13 protein-coding genes, 1 other RNA gene and 1 riboswitch are annotated in these 13,049 nt (G+C 46.7%); of the genes, 7 read left to right on the top strand and 7 right to left on the bottom strand.

The features are described 5' to 3' along the window. Positions 1–75: 75 nt before the first annotated feature. Together AC2UZI_RS06070 and AC2UZI_RS06075 are read right to left on the bottom strand one after the other, a co-directional pair. Positions 76–690 carry a glutathione S-transferase N-terminal domain-containing protein gene (locus tag AC2UZI_RS06070; protein ID WP_486942914.1) on the bottom strand — a complete coding sequence of 205 codons (615 nt, stop codon included), beginning with the start codon at positions 688–690 and terminating at the stop codon, positions 76–78. Between the two features lie 220 nt (positions 691–910). Further along, entirely contained in the window at positions 911–1,165 is a 255-nt protein-coding gene (locus tag AC2UZI_RS06075) for a hypothetical protein (protein WP_486942915.1), read from the bottom strand. Positions 1,166–1,342: 177 nt separating this feature from the next. Between AC2UZI_RS06075 and purB the strand changes: the two genes are divergently transcribed. Beyond that, complete coding sequence (gene purB, locus AC2UZI_RS06080) at positions 1,343–2,719, top strand: adenylosuccinate lyase (RefSeq protein WP_486942916.1); 1,377 nt, start codon at positions 1,343–1,345, stop codon at positions 2,717–2,719. An 80-nt stretch (positions 2,720–2,799) separates the two neighbouring features. Here the strand turns inward: purB and AC2UZI_RS06085 are convergent, their stop codons facing one another. Further along, positions 2,800–3,537 carry a YbaY family lipoprotein gene (locus AC2UZI_RS06085; RefSeq protein ID WP_486942917.1) on the bottom strand — a complete coding sequence of 246 codons (738 nt, stop codon included), beginning with the start codon at positions 3,535–3,537 and terminating at the stop codon, positions 2,800–2,802. A gap of 468 nt (positions 3,538–4,005) precedes the next feature. On the opposite strand from AC2UZI_RS06085, the gene ribA reads away from it, so the two are divergent. Next, positions 4,006–4,626, top strand: coding sequence for a GTP cyclohydrolase II (ribA, locus tag AC2UZI_RS06090; protein ID WP_486942918.1), 621 nt, complete (start codon positions 4,006–4,008; stop codon positions 4,624–4,626). A 144-nt stretch (positions 4,627–4,770) separates the two neighbouring features. On the opposite strand, the gene AC2UZI_RS06095 is transcribed toward ribA, so the two are convergent. Further along, on the bottom strand, positions 4,771–5,400 hold the full coding sequence (locus tag AC2UZI_RS06095) for an FMN-dependent NADH-azoreductase (protein WP_486942919.1): 630 nt from the start codon (positions 5,398–5,400) through the stop codon (positions 4,771–4,773). Between the two features lie 207 nt (positions 5,401–5,607). Next, a riboswitch (yybP-ykoY riboswitch) is annotated at positions 5,608–5,777 on the top strand. Between the two features lie 7 nt (positions 5,778–5,784). Here AC2UZI_RS06095 and AC2UZI_RS06100 point away from each other — a divergent pair. Beyond that, positions 5,785–6,363, top strand: coding sequence for a TMEM165/GDT1 family protein (locus AC2UZI_RS06100; protein ID WP_486942920.1), 579 nt, complete (start codon positions 5,785–5,787; stop codon positions 6,361–6,363). 243 nt (positions 6,364–6,606) lie between these two features. Next, the gene (gene speE / locus AC2UZI_RS06105; protein ID WP_486942921.1) at positions 6,607–7,860 is read left to right on the top strand and encodes a polyamine aminopropyltransferase; all 1,254 of its coding nucleotides are present in this window, start codon (positions 6,607–6,609) and stop codon (positions 7,858–7,860) included. Between the two features lie 155 nt (positions 7,861–8,015). Here the strand turns inward: speE and AC2UZI_RS06110 are convergent, their stop codons facing one another. Continuing rightward, positions 8,016–8,288, bottom strand: coding sequence for a hypothetical protein (locus AC2UZI_RS06110; RefSeq protein ID WP_486942922.1), 273 nt, complete (start codon positions 8,286–8,288; stop codon positions 8,016–8,018). A 1,101-nt stretch (positions 8,289–9,389) separates the two neighbouring features. Between AC2UZI_RS06110 and AC2UZI_RS06115 the strand changes: the two genes are divergently transcribed. Together AC2UZI_RS06115 and AC2UZI_RS06120 are read left to right on the top strand one after the other, a co-directional pair. Further along, on the top strand, positions 9,390–10,034 hold the full coding sequence (locus AC2UZI_RS06115) for a LysE family transporter (protein ID WP_486942923.1): 645 nt from the start codon (positions 9,390–9,392) through the stop codon (positions 10,032–10,034). Between the two features lie 32 nt (positions 10,035–10,066). Then, positions 10,067–10,588, top strand: coding sequence for a hypothetical protein (locus AC2UZI_RS06120; protein WP_486942924.1), 522 nt, complete (start codon positions 10,067–10,069; stop codon positions 10,586–10,588). A gap of 72 nt (positions 10,589–10,660) precedes the next feature. Here AC2UZI_RS06120 and sstT read toward each other — a convergent pair whose 3' ends face one another. Next, positions 10,661–11,884, bottom strand: coding sequence for a serine/threonine transporter SstT (sstT, locus tag AC2UZI_RS06125; RefSeq protein ID WP_486942925.1), 1,224 nt, complete (start codon positions 11,882–11,884; stop codon positions 10,661–10,663). A gap of 242 nt (positions 11,885–12,126) precedes the next feature. Here sstT and ssrA point away from each other — a divergent pair. Next, positions 12,127–12,494, top strand: a transfer-messenger RNA (tmRNA) gene (gene ssrA / locus AC2UZI_RS06130). 123 nt (positions 12,495–12,617) lie between these two features. On the opposite strand, the gene AC2UZI_RS06135 is transcribed toward ssrA, so the two are convergent. Beyond that, on the bottom strand, positions 12,618–12,998 hold the full coding sequence (locus tag AC2UZI_RS06135; RefSeq protein WP_486942926.1) for a winged helix-turn-helix domain-containing protein: 381 nt from the start codon (positions 12,996–12,998) through the stop codon (positions 12,618–12,620). Positions 12,999–13,049 lie beyond the last annotated feature (51 nt).

The raw sequence follows: 13,049 nt of genomic DNA on the forward strand, positions 1-13,049 counted from the left end.
AACGACGTAGAACGGTGTAATTGAAAAAAGCTACCTATACTATATGGTAGCTTTTTTTATTACGTACGTGCTGTTTTAGCTTGTGGGGGCAGCGGTGCCTTGAAAGGATGGGCGCTCTTGAAGCTTTTCGTTTAGACGCTTTAGATTCGGATGTTGGCTGCGCCAATCGATTTCAGGAAAACGTAGGTCGATGTAGCCTAGGGCACAGCCGACGGCGACGTCAGCTAAAGTAAAGCTTATGCCCATACAAAAGGCTTGCTCACCAAGCGCTTCTTCCATGTGTGCTAACGAGGCATGAATTTTACTTTCTTGGCGTTTAATCCATGTTGAGCTTCGTAGCTCGGCAGGGCGACGGTGTAATTCGATAAAGATAGCGACCGAGGCGTCCAGAATGCCATCAGCTAGAGCTTCCCAACACTTCGTTGCGGCCCGCTCTCTACCCGACTGGGGTAGTAGCCGTCCAACAGGCGATAGGGTGTCTAAGTATTCGACGATAACGCGGGAATCAAACAAACTACCGTAGTCGTCCATGATGAGACAAGGAACCTTGCCTATCGGATTGTGTTGTTGAATTTCTGAATCGTCGGCCCACACGTCTTCGAGTACTAATTCGTAATCGAGCTTTTTTTCGGCCATCACTACTCGCACTTTGCGAACGTATGGGCTGGTGAGTGAACCTAGGAGTTTCATAGATGAGTATTGTTAATTGCCAACAAAAAGTATAGCAGGTAGCGTTGCTTTTACCCCTAAATTGGGCTGTTTAAGCATACAGTTAACAATTGATGAATAAGAGTGTGGTTAATAAGCTGTGATTTTACGAATTTCAGCGAATAACTTGCTTAACCAAAATGCTTTAGGTAGCGGTGCGGTAACTCAGGGAAGGATGCCCCGAGTTACCCCAGATGGTTGTTTATTCTTGAGCTTCACTAATGGGGCGAGCCACATACCAATTTCGATCTAAAAATAAATGATGCTCTAGACCGTCTTTGCTACAGTTGGCGTCAATGCTTAGTTGAGGGGCTTCGTTTTCTCCCACATTAAAATTATCGGCTTCCACTTCAGCGGCAGCAAAATAGGCGTTCACGTTAAGGTCAGGCAAGCCATGTTCGAGCACAAACTGTTGGACGGCATTTTTACCTTCATCCGTTAAAGCATAGGTATACATGTGCAGCCTCCTAATCAAGGTGGGGGTATGAAAATTCTACCTTATCTACAGAGTTAAGCATGATTTGTCTTGCCGCTAGGTGTATCACTCTCTGTTTTTACGTAGCGGCTCGTGTTGGGTGGGCGCGATGGTAGAATAGGGTTTCGCTTTTTTATTTCTCTTTCTCAATTTAGTCTAATGCAAATCGCAGAACAATTAACCGCACTTAATGCGCTATCCCCCTTGGATGGCCGCTATGCAAGCCGTTGTGACTCGTTACGTGGCTTACTTTCCGAGGCAGCTTTTATGGCTCACCGTGTTGAGGTCGAGGTGGCCTGGCTTATTGGTCTGTCTAAAGCGGGATTGCCAGAATTGGCTTCTTTTGATGCGAAGGCAGAAGCGACGCTTACGCAATTAGTAACGAATTTCTCTGAACGTGACGCACAGCGTATAAAGGAAATTGAAAAAGTCACTAACCATGACGTGAAAGCGGTTGAGTACTGGTTAAAAGAGCAAGTGGCAGACGATCCTGCGTTACAGCAAGCAGCAGAATTCATACACTTTGCCTGCACCTCTGAAGACATCAACAATACCTCGCACGCGCTAATGCTTACCCGTACGCGTGAATACGTGGTGTTGCCACAGTTAAACGCGGTGCTTGATGCGATTCGTAGTTATGCCAAGCAGTTTGCCGATCAGCCATTGCTATCTCGTACGCACGGTCAGCCAGCTAGTCCGACCACCATGGGTAAAGAGTTTGCTAACGTGGCGTATCGATTACAGCGAGCGATTGATGCGATTGCTCAGGTTGAGCCGTTGGCGAAGTTAAATGGTGCCACGGGTAATTACAATGCACACTTGTCTGCTTACCCTGATGTGAATTGGCCTGAGTTCAGTAAAAATGTGCTGAACGGTTTGGGTCTAACACAAAACCCCTTAACCATTCAAATTGAGCCACATGATTGGATGGCCGCATTTTTTGATGCCGTTGGTCGCGCCAATACGATTTTGCTTGATTTTAATCGTGATATTTGGGGCTATATTGCTATGGGCTACTTTAAGCAGCGTCTGAAAGAGGGCGAAATTGGCTCTTCAACCATGCCACATAAAGTAAACCCCATCGATTTTGAAAACTCGGAAGGAAATCTAGGTCTGGCCAACGCAATGTTACGCCACTTATCCGAGAAGCTGCCGATTTCGCGCTGGCAGCGAGACTTAACTGACTCTACGGTATTGCGTAATCTGGGCGTAGGTTTAGGTTACAGCATGGTCGCTTACGATTCGTGTTTGCGTGGTTTAGCAAAATTAGAACTCAACGCGGATGCCATCGATGCGGATATTGATGCGTGTTGGGAAGTTTTAGCCGAGCCCGTACAAACGGTGATGCGTCGCTTTGGTTTGCCTAACCCCTATGAACAGCTTAAAGAGCTAACTCGTGGAAAAGGCATTACGCAAGAGGCGTTGCGGGGCTTTATTCAAGGTTTGGATTTGCCTACTGAGGCGAAGCAATCGTTGCTTGAACTCACACCTCGTCGTTATATCGGTTTGGCCCAGCAATTAGCGCTTGATAGCTAAGTTGATGCCTTAAAAAGTGAATAAGCCGTGTTATTTGACGCGGCTTATTCTATATGGGCTTTATCGAGCACAGCAGCGCATTATTGATAACGTCCACAACCTTTATAAAGTTGGTTGTTAATGGTTAATGCCACCTCGTGGTCAAAGGCTTCACCGCTCATGGTGTCCACACAAGGTGTGCGTAACATATCAATCGATAAATTAGCACCATTATAGGTAGTGCGGTAATGGGTTCCAGCATACGTGCTTTGGGCTGGCGGCAAGTTCACGGTGTAACGAGTCTGGCCATAGTCCAGAAGAATATCGGCGATTTGGTTCTGTATGGTGAATGTCCAACCAGGCTCGTTGCCAAATGCCTTAAAGGCGCTTGGTGTGGCGGGCATGTCAGTGCCTGAGACTTGCATCAATCGGATCTGCCCTACGTCAGCCACATCGCCTTGGGCATCAAGGGGAATGAAAGTGTCAGTTGTCCAGCGCTTATTTCCCTGTGCGTCCAGAACTACGGCCCTTAACCCATACTGCTGATCAACAGGCAATTGTTTTTTATCGACGGCGAAAGCAAAGGGTATGGGTACCTGTCGGTTCTCTAAATTCATATCGTGGTGCCACACTTCATTGGCTTGAGCGTCGGCGGCCGGTAGGGCATGGACTGAAAAGCGAGCGGTAGAATTAGGGCTAAGGGCAATTCGCTGCAAGTAAGTCAGTTCGCCTTTAACGTTTAAGCCTTCTACCGCAGGTTCATTCATGCGGGATGGGCTCGTGCAGGCCGTAATGCCTAAGCAAGCCAGAGTTAAGGACGCGAGTGCTAGTTTTCTCATTCTTGTTACCTCCAAAGCAGTTATAGAAGATCACGGTAACGCACCAACGTGTCACTACCGTTTCGCGTGACGCTTAGAGACGGCAGGGCGTTCCAGTCTTAACCTTCGTACTCATCATAGGTAGACATTAACGTATGCACTAGAATGAAGTGGCAAACAAATGTTAATTGCTCAGTCATGTATAAGATCTGACCTAAGCGCTTCAAGTGACGCTCCGATGCACCTCAGGCACTTCCGTGCACAACTTATCCCCAGACTTAAGCACACATACTGTGGGTAAGTTGCATCCCATTTAGTCTGGTGGTGCTCAGGAAATTGTCCTGATTGGCGGTGTTAATCACCATCGTAGTCAGGATTTAAGCCCGAAAGCCTTACATGCCTTTATGACTAATGGTATTCTCTAGCTTTGGCTTTAGTCGGTCTGTGGCAGTGGCGTACTCAGTCTCAGGTATCGATACTTATTAACGGTTGAGCGCCTTTTATCGAGTTGTTACTTTGTTAAGTTATATTACTTCTAGTAAGCTGCCGATGCCTTGGGCAGTTTTCGATTTACATGTGTTCGTAGATGATGTTTCTGATAAAGAGCATTTAGTCATTGCTTTAGGCGATTTAAGCACGCCCGAGCCATTGCTAATGCGTATACATTCAGAGTGTTTGACCGGAGATGCGTTGTTTAGCCAGCGCTGTGATTGCGGGCCACAGCTACGTAAGGCGCTTGAGCGCATCGCTCACGAAGGGCGTGGTGCCGTGTTGTACTTACGTCAAGAAGGTCGTGGTATAGGCTTAGTTAATAAAATTAAAGCCTACCACTTGCAGGATCAAGGTGCGGATACAGTAGAGGCCAACGAGCAGTTGGGTTTCCCAGCCGACATGCGTCATTATCATATTTGTCAGCCAATGCTGAACCATTTTGACGTGAAAAGTTTGCGCTTGATGACCAACAACCCCAAAAAGGTTAAAGCTCTTGAAGACTTGGGTTTCGATGTGGTTGAGCGCGTACCCCACCAGATTGCAGGTAACCCTTTTAATATAAATTACTTGCAAACCAAATCAGAAAAACTTGGACATTTATTCGACGATAACGATTAGGTTTAGCGCGAAAGGGCGTTTGGCAAAGCTCGAAATGCACTAACCGCTCGGCGTTCATACAATAAAAAGCCCTGCCCACACAGTATTAAAACGTGTGAGCAGGGCTTTTTTTATTATTGCTGCGTACTCAACGCGGCGCGTTTATTACGCAGCCGCTGTTTCGCTAATCAGTTCGGATATTTGTGTTTCCGCAGCAGCCAGCGCTTCGTCGGCCGCATTTGGTGCGGTAGCAACACCTTCTGCACGCACTACATGCACGTCATTAATACCCACGAAACCAAATACTACCTTTAAGTAACTTTCTTGGTGCTCTAAGGCTTGGCCTTGTTCAGACGTGGAGTAAAAGCCACCACGTGATGAAGCAATAATCACTTTTTTCCCTGTGGCTAGACCCTCAACGCCATTTTCGGTGTATTGGAAAGTACGACGTGGCTGCAGAACACGGTCAATCCAGGCTTTCAGTTGGCTGGGGATGGTGAAATTATAAAAAGGGGCTGCTACAACGATTACGTCGGCGGCTAAAAATTGCGTGACCAGTTGCTCAGATACCTCGTTCTCTTTTTGAATTACGGCGTTAGTTTCGTCATCAAAAGCGGGGTTGCGAAATGCCATGGCATTCGCTGAGAAGTGATTAGGAGCCTCTACGGCCAAATCGAGGTACTCGACCTTAGTTGAGGGGTGAGCAGCAACCCATTGCTCGGTAATGCGTTGTGTCAGTTTTCGAGAAATGGAGTGTTCTCCATTAAGGCTTGAGTCGATTTGCAGTAATTTCATGTTTTATTCCAAAGTGTGTATTTGATACGTTGGGTCTATTATCGGTTGTCTTATCGTTTTGATATATGCCCTAGACGGCAATTTATTGTTGTCCATTAAGCAACAATAATGTTCAATTAAATTCTGTTGGCTTCTGGTCGTTAACTGACGGAAAATTCGCTTACTTAGCCTTAGTACGAGCAATTTACTCAGCGAAGTGGTATGATGTCGCCAGTCATTGGGGAGTAGCCGCTCTTCTTCTAGAGGCCACCGTCAACATACTTGCAATACTTTTATTGCATGGCGCTGGCAGCTCTTAGCCTGGCAAGACCTTTGACCGTGTCGTCCTCCGTATGGCTGGAGGGGTGGCATGGTCAATCGTACCTATCCAGCCAGGAAATTCACATGCAGGCCTTATTTGTATCAACGGGTATTGTTGCGCTCGCCGAGATTGGTGATAAAACTCAATTATTAGCCTTTATCCTCGCAGCCCGATTCAAGCGACCCGTACCCATCATTCTGGGCATCTTGTTAGCAACCTTGTTAAATCACGCCTTAGCGGGAGCGATCGGTGTGGCGTTGCCGTGGCTGATTGATTCCCAAGTTTTAGCGTGGGTACTAGCCGTCTCGTTCTTGCTAATGGCCGCTTGGATGCTAATACCCGATAAATTGGACGATGCAGATTTAGCGTTTCAGCGATACGGTGTATTTGTAGCAACAAGCGTGACTTTTTTCATTGCTGAGATGGGAGACAAAACCCAGATAGCCACGGTCGCTTTGGCAGCGCAATATGACGTTTTTTTTGCGGTGGTTATTGGAACGACACTGGGAATGATGATCGCCAATGTTCCGGCTGTGTTGATCGGCAAGGGCTTAGCTCATAAGCTTCCCGTGCGACTCGTACACTGTATTGCGGCCGTTATTTTTGCTGTGCTGGGCGTATTAGCGGTGCTTCAAGCACTGGGGAAAGTGAATTGGTTTTAGTTAACGATAGGGTGTTTAACACCTGCGTTGTTTTATGTTTGAAATAACGAGTTTTGCGTTGATTATCCAACACACTTAGGGCTTTTTACGGTAAATTTGCTTTTTTAGTCAAAAAGGCATATGTATATTACCAATTCTGCTGGTATAGTGATTGACTTTTCTCGTGTCGTCAGTTTTTCTGGCTACGGGCTTTTTTCAGTCTCTTTGTAAGACTGAGATCCTTTAACTAGGAGCAATATCGTTATGCAAGGCCTGCACCTTACCGCAGATTTATATCACTGCTCGGGCGATTTATCGATTTTTATCGATGAGCGCGCGCTGGCAGACTTATGTCGTGAACAGACTCAGCTATCTGGCTTAACCATCGTTGGTGAAAAGTGGGTCACTTTTCCCGAGTATCAGGGTGAGCCGGGTGGTGTCACGGGTACTGTGTTATTAGCCGAGTCTCATCTTGCTATTCATACCTGGCCAGAAACGGGTGGCGTCACATTGGATGTCTACGTTTGCAACTTTAGCGAAGATAATTCGGCTAAAGCACAACAGCTGATAGATGGCTTAATCAGTGCCTTTAAGCCCACTCAAGTTCAACGTAATACCTTGCTACGAGGCGATAAGAATGGCCCCGTTGGCAGTGGCGAATTATTGCTTGAAGGGTTAAACGATCACGCGGTTTACGGCTTTAGGTTCAATAAGCGAATTCTATCCAAGCAAACGTCGTTTCAACACCTTGAGCTGCTTGAGTCGCCTGACTTGGGTGTGACGTTGCGTTTAGATGGCTGTTTGATGACTTCCGAACGCGATGAGTTTTTCTACCACGAAGCCTTGGTGCATCCTTTGGCGATTAGTCATCCTGCGCCTCGTAAGGCTTTAATTATTGGTGGTGGCGATGGTGGGGCGCTAGAAGAGCTACTAAAGCACAGCACCATAGAGCATGTCACTTTAGTGGACCTTGATGCAGAGGTTATCGAAGTGTCACGCCAGTATCTTGGTGCCATTAACCATGGCGCTTTAGATAGTCCGCGTGTGCGCGTTTTAGCTGCTGATGGGGCTGAGTTCGTACGTACGACTCATGAAACCTACGATTTGGTGTTATTGGATCTTACCGATCCAGAAACGCCAGCTGGCCCCCTTTATACGACGTCGTTTTTTCAAGAGTGCAAACGGGTGATGGCTGCTGACGGTGCGATGGTACTGCACTTAGGCGCTCCGTTTTACGAGCCCGATCAAGTGCGTTCGTTAAGTAAGCAATTAAGTGGCGTTTTTGAGCACGTCAATGCCCATGGTTTGCACATACCGCTTTATGGCTCATATTGGGCGATGGCGATCGTCTCCGACTCTGTCATTCCTAAATCGTTGGCTGTTGGCGAGGTAGAGCAGCGCCTACAGCATCGCAATATTGGCGAACTTCAATATTACAATTCTGAAGTGCACGGTGCGTTATTCGCATTGCCTAATTATTATCGTAAGCTGTTGCCTGAAATGGCAGAGATTGGCTAAGGAGGCGATTCCAGTTGTTAAGCCGATGAGTTTAGCGATTGATCCCTAACTAGACTTCAAGTCTCGTTAGGGATTTTTATTTCTGCTATGGCTGTTTACTAGCCCGGGAGGGCTAGTTGCTTCTCTTGTTGTGTGTAATTTACGTGGATCTGAATTTAGTGGGTGGTGGCGAGGCGCGTTCCGACATGATGGATGTCTTTGAGACGGAAGCGTATGCGTAAACGCTGTTGTACATCGGAATCACCAATGGTTGCATCGGCGGTATAGGTCGTGCAGCCAAAGATAGGCGAGCTAAAAATGACAGTGCCTGCGACTTTTGGGCCATGCAAAGGTTGTAGATAAACGGTATCGCCTAGACGGATATCGGTTTCATTCAGGTTCTCGCTTTCAGGACGAGCAACCAAGCTGTTTGGGTAAAGTGTTTTCATTGTGTTCTCCCTAATTGGGCTTATTGTTTTATGTGCTTGAGCCGATGCCCAAGTGGGTTCGCTATCGCTATCGCATTTCAATGCTGCTAGCAGTATAGAGAACGACTGTGAGTGTTTTATGACAGCAGAAGCTTATCGCTAAAACTGCTGCATTTTTATTGTGTTACGCGTGGATGTACGTGCCGTTACCGCATCGTGTGTTGGAGGGTGTTGGCGCGAGCCTAATCGTTTAGCCTGTAGCGTATGGTGCTACAAAGGTTAGAAACCGGCCTGATGTTATTCACGTGTAACAGGGATGTGCAAACGACAATTACGGTCAGAACCTAGCTTTGTAATAAGCGAAATTTTTGCTAAGTTCAACATCGTAGTAGTAGCTGGTTTGCATAAGCCCTATGATGTTAACCACTTTTGATGAGATAGCTTTTATGCCCTTGCTATAGCCCGAGTTAAATAATTCTAGTTGTTATGACTAGGTTTTTATAGCTATCTCGTAGTTAACCAATCTACATTACATGCTTTGATGGGTGGTGTCAAGCTGTTTTGTCGTGGCGTTAAGGGCTCGTGGCTAAAACTGACGCGAGGGCTTATTCGCCACGCTAAATTAACCAATAAGTATTTGCGTTTAGGTTTATAATTTTCTTACTTATTTTCAATGGTAAGCAGTACCAATAGACCGATAACAATGCCGCCAATTGCGATAAGAGCACTGGGTATGAAATCAGCTATGGTAGCGAAAATATCAGTCATGCATATCTCCGAGAGTATATTGAAGTATAGATTTCATTGAGGTAATGAAATTTTACCCTTGTAAATGATAGATACAAGACCTTTTTGCACACAATTGCCCAAATAATGTATTTAAAGTTAAATAATTGTAAATTATAAGCTTAAACTAAGCAGTATATTTGCATTGGTTTCACCGATGCGCGTTTTGGGTCGGCTTATAAGGCCTAGCAGTACATGCTTTAATGGTAGGTATTGAGCTTGTACTGGCTTTCTTTTTCATGCAAACCAGTGTATTTCGCCCAACGACTTTTTATGGCCCACACTTTAAAAAGCCAGTAGCGCTCCCATTCGGTTAGTAGACTACGGCGCAGTGATATGAGTTTTCAAATGTGGTTGTCGTTCTTAGTAGCGTCGGTACTGATTAGCGTATCGCCAGGCGCGGGTGCAGTGGCGTCCATGTCGTCGGGTTTAAATTTCGGCTTTAAGAAAGGAATATGGAATGTACTGGGCCTACAGCTTGCGTTGATTGCGCAACTGACTGTGGTGGCCGCGGGCTTGGGTGCGCTATTGGCCACCTCCGATATCGCTTTTTCCGTTGTTAAATGGTTTGGCGTTATCTATTTATTGTATTTAGCCTATAAGCAGTGGGTTGCACCAGTAAGCCCTGTTCAGGCAAGCGGTGGGTTAAAGGCCCAAAGAGCTTTAAAACAAACGAGTGTCAGCGGTTTATTGTTTTGGCGGGGCTTCGTTGTTAACGCTAGTAATCCTAAAGCGATACTTTTTATTTTAGCGGTAGTACCGCAGTTTTTAGACATCAGCAGACCTTTGATCACGCAGTATGTGATACTTGGTCTAACGATGGTCATCGTAGATATTGTGGTGATGTGCGGTTACACCAGCTTGGCAATGAGTTTAGCTCAGTTGTTTAAGCAAACCGTGCATTTGAAGCGATTAAATCGTGCTTTTGGGCTGATGTTTGGTCTTGCTGCCGCATTGCTTGCCACCATAAGGCGCGTTTGATTCGTATTTTTTAAGGACGACGTGCGTTTTCAATGTTATTGTTTTTTATTTTTGTTGTTGGGTTGATTGCGGTCTTAGGGTTGGTGCGTGCCGGTGGTGTTATTTTTGCTGACGGCACAGGGGTGGACCCTGATGGTAAGTCCGTATCACTAACAGTTGCTCCAAGTGCTCAAGCTAAGAGAAAAGCGCTTATTCAAGCCTCTCTGTGTGCCATAGCCTTGTTGGGTTGTGGTTTGCTTTACGAGTGGGGCTATAACAGTTCCGAGGCTAAGCAGCAGCGCGCGCTTACTCAGGGCGAGGCTCACTGTAGTGATGTACTTGGTGCTTACAAAGCCGCGCAAGTTCTTATCCGGCAAGTCGAGAGCGCTTCGTTCTCATTTCCTTTTGTACCGGCCCCTGAATCAGAATCGTTGGGAAACTGTGAATTTAAGATTATGGGTTCGGTAGAGCGAGTGATTGATGCCGGAGTTCGTGAGCGTGCCGATTTCATTGTTTACGTGCGTTACGAATTAGAGCAGGATGCTTGGGAGTTATTGGGCTTAGAATGGTCCTGAGGGTAGCCATAAAAAAAGCCCTATAGCAGGTGCCATAGGGCTAACGATAAAAAAGAAGGGCTTGACTTGGCTTTAGATGTTTTTCATACCGCCAGCAGCGGCGGTGAACAACACGTCTGTTGATGAGTTCAGAGCGGTTTCAGCCGAATCTTGCACGACGCTAATAATAAAACCAACTCCTACCACCTGCATAGCGATGTCGTTAGGGATGTTGAATAAGCTGCATGCCAAGGGAATCAGTAGTAACGATCCGCCCGCAACGCCTGATGCGCCACACGCACAAACAGAGGCGACGATACTTAGCAGAATGGCGGTGCCGATACTGACAGGTATACCTAAGGTGTTAACCGCGGCTAAGGTCAGTACGGTAATGGTAATTGCCGCACCCGCCATATTGATGGTGGCCCCAAGTGGAATAGATACCGAATAGGTGTCTTCGTTGAGCCCTAGTTTCTTTGCAAGCGCCATATTTACAGGAATATTTGCCGCCGAGCTTCGAGTGAAAAACGCAGTAATGCCGCTTTCACGTAGGCAAGTGAACACCAAAGGGTAGGGGTTACTTCGAGTTTGGCTGTAAACAATCAAAGGGTTAACGACCAATGCAATAAACAGCATGCAAAAAATCAGCACTAGCAATAAGAGTCCATAGTCAGAGAGGACGCTAAAACCAGTAGCGGCAATGGTGGAGGCAACAATTCCAAATACACCAAGAGGGGCCAACCGAATAACAAGCTTTACAATATTAGTGATGGCATTCGACGCATCGGAGAGTAATTGTTTGGTGGTGTCGGCAGCGTTTCGCAAAGCCAGCCCTAGCGCAATCGCCCACGCTAAAATCGCCATGTAATTGGCATTGAGTAGGGCGTTAATAGGGTTATCGACAATGCTAATGAGCAAACCCAGTAATACTTCATCTACTGATCGAGGAGGGTTGAGAGCACCTTCTGCAATCTGTAGCTGAATCGTTGATGGAAAAAGAAAACTCGCTACCACCGCTACGATAGCAGCGCTGAAGGTGCCGATAAGATAAAGGAATATTACTTTACCCATTCTTGATTGGGCACCGCGTTTATGGTTTGCAACCGCTGCCATCACTAAAAACAGCACAAGTACAGGCGCAACTGACTTTAAAGCTGTAATAAAAAATTCGCCAAGTGGTGCGGTCCGCTGTGCCCACGTCGGCGAAATGGCGCCTAGCGCTATGCCTAGTATTAGGCCTACAACAATTTGTTTAACAATGCTGCCCTGTTTGATGAATTTCATGACAGGGTGTTGATGGGCTAAATGCGTAGCCATCGGTGAACTCCAAGGTTAGACCTACCGCTTATGGCAGTAGGCGCGAGGTGGTGAAGGTGGCCCACAAGGTATGTGCCCAAAAGTGTGGTGTAAGAGCCAGTTCAGAATAATACCACTACGCCCATTTTGTTATGTCATGTTAATGGTTTATAATAACTACAAGATGTCTGTTTCTAAGGTGAATAGTCTGATGCAAGGTAAATTGCATTATTCGAAGCATCACCGAAGTTCAGCATTTACGTGGGGCCGACCTGGCTTCGACGTGGGTCACAAAACAGAGCAGGGCATGTCGAGCACCAGTTCGCTCGTAAATCCACTGGAAAAAGTATAAACGCCAATGATGAGCGTTTCGCTCTAGCCGCTTAATAACCGGATGAGCCGCTGCACTAATTTGTCTTTGGGTTAGGCTAGGAAACTAGCAGCAGCGTCATATACAAAGAATCGAATGTGTCTGGGCCACTCAGATATGTTCTAAAACTTAGTGGATCGCCAAGGAAAGGCCAGTCGGTAGGCATAATCCAAGGTTAAAACATAAAGTGCTCCGACTACACATGTAGAACTGCCTGCGGAGGGCTTGCGGACGGGGGTTCAATTCCCCCCGGCTCCACCAAGAATTCCTTTAAAACCAACGACTTAACGGTCGTTGGTTTTTTATTTTGTGCTGATGTTCGATTTCTCTGTTTATCTTCGCTCTTAGCGGATTGCCCAGCGCGGTTTTAAACGCGATAAGGCGTTACGGCACATTAGCGCTGCTATCGTTATTGCCTTGGCGTGTTTGTGTGGCATCAATCTCGGCTTGCAGCGCTTCGAGGTGCGATTGGGTTGCGGCGAGGGTGGTGCGTTCAAGTTCTCGGTAATGGGCGACTACCGTGTGCCCCAGAGGGGTTAGGCTTGCTCCACCGCCAGCCTTCCCACCGTGATATTTTTCTATCAGTGGGTTTTCAAACAAGGTGTTGGCTTCTTCTACCAACGCCCATGCCCGTCGATAAGACATACCCAGAGCCCGACCCGCCGCGGAAATAGACCCGAGCTCAGCAATGTGCTCCATTAAATCAATTTTGCCTGGCCCGAGGCGTCCGCCTTCAAGTACGATGCGCAAGCGAATTCTTGGCACTGGTAGCCTCCTGTGAATAAGCTGTAGTGATTGGGTTTGTTTGTTTTGATC

The sequence above is a fragment of the Paenalcaligenes sp. DL 463 genome (assembly GCF_057475185.1).

Bases quoted from the DNA above. Each gene is read 5' to 3' on its own strand.
- AC2UZI_RS06070 (WP_486942914.1), bottom strand. From the start codon at position 690: ATGAAACTCCTAGGTTCACTCACCAGCCCATACGTTCGCAAAGTGCGA.
- AC2UZI_RS06075 (WP_486942915.1), bottom strand. From the start codon at position 1,165: ATGTATACCTATGCTTTAACGGATGAAGGTAAAAATGCCGTCCAACAG.
- purB (WP_486942916.1), top strand. From the start codon at position 1,343: ATGCAAATCGCAGAACAATTAACCGCACTTAATGCGCTATCCCCCTTG.
- AC2UZI_RS06085 (WP_486942917.1), bottom strand. From the start codon at position 3,537: ATGAGAAAACTAGCACTCGCGTCCTTAACTCTGGCTTGCTTAGGCATT.
- AC2UZI_RS06095 (WP_486942919.1), bottom strand. From the start codon at position 5,400: ATGAAATTACTGCAAATCGACTCAAGCCTTAATGGAGAACACTCCATT.
- AC2UZI_RS06100 (WP_486942920.1), top strand. From the start codon at position 5,785: ATGCAGGCCTTATTTGTATCAACGGGTATTGTTGCGCTCGCCGAGATT.
- speE (WP_486942921.1), top strand. From the start codon at position 6,607: ATGCAAGGCCTGCACCTTACCGCAGATTTATATCACTGCTCGGGCGAT.
- AC2UZI_RS06110 (WP_486942922.1), bottom strand. From the start codon at position 8,288: ATGAAAACACTTTACCCAAACAGCTTGGTTGCTCGTCCTGAAAGCGAG.
- AC2UZI_RS06115 (WP_486942923.1), top strand. From the start codon at position 9,390: ATGAGTTTTCAAATGTGGTTGTCGTTCTTAGTAGCGTCGGTACTGATT.
- AC2UZI_RS06120 (WP_486942924.1), top strand. From the start codon at position 10,067: ATGTTATTGTTTTTTATTTTTGTTGTTGGGTTGATTGCGGTCTTAGGG.
- sstT (WP_486942925.1), bottom strand. From the start codon at position 11,884: ATGGCTACGCATTTAGCCCATCAACACCCTGTCATGAAATTCATCAAA.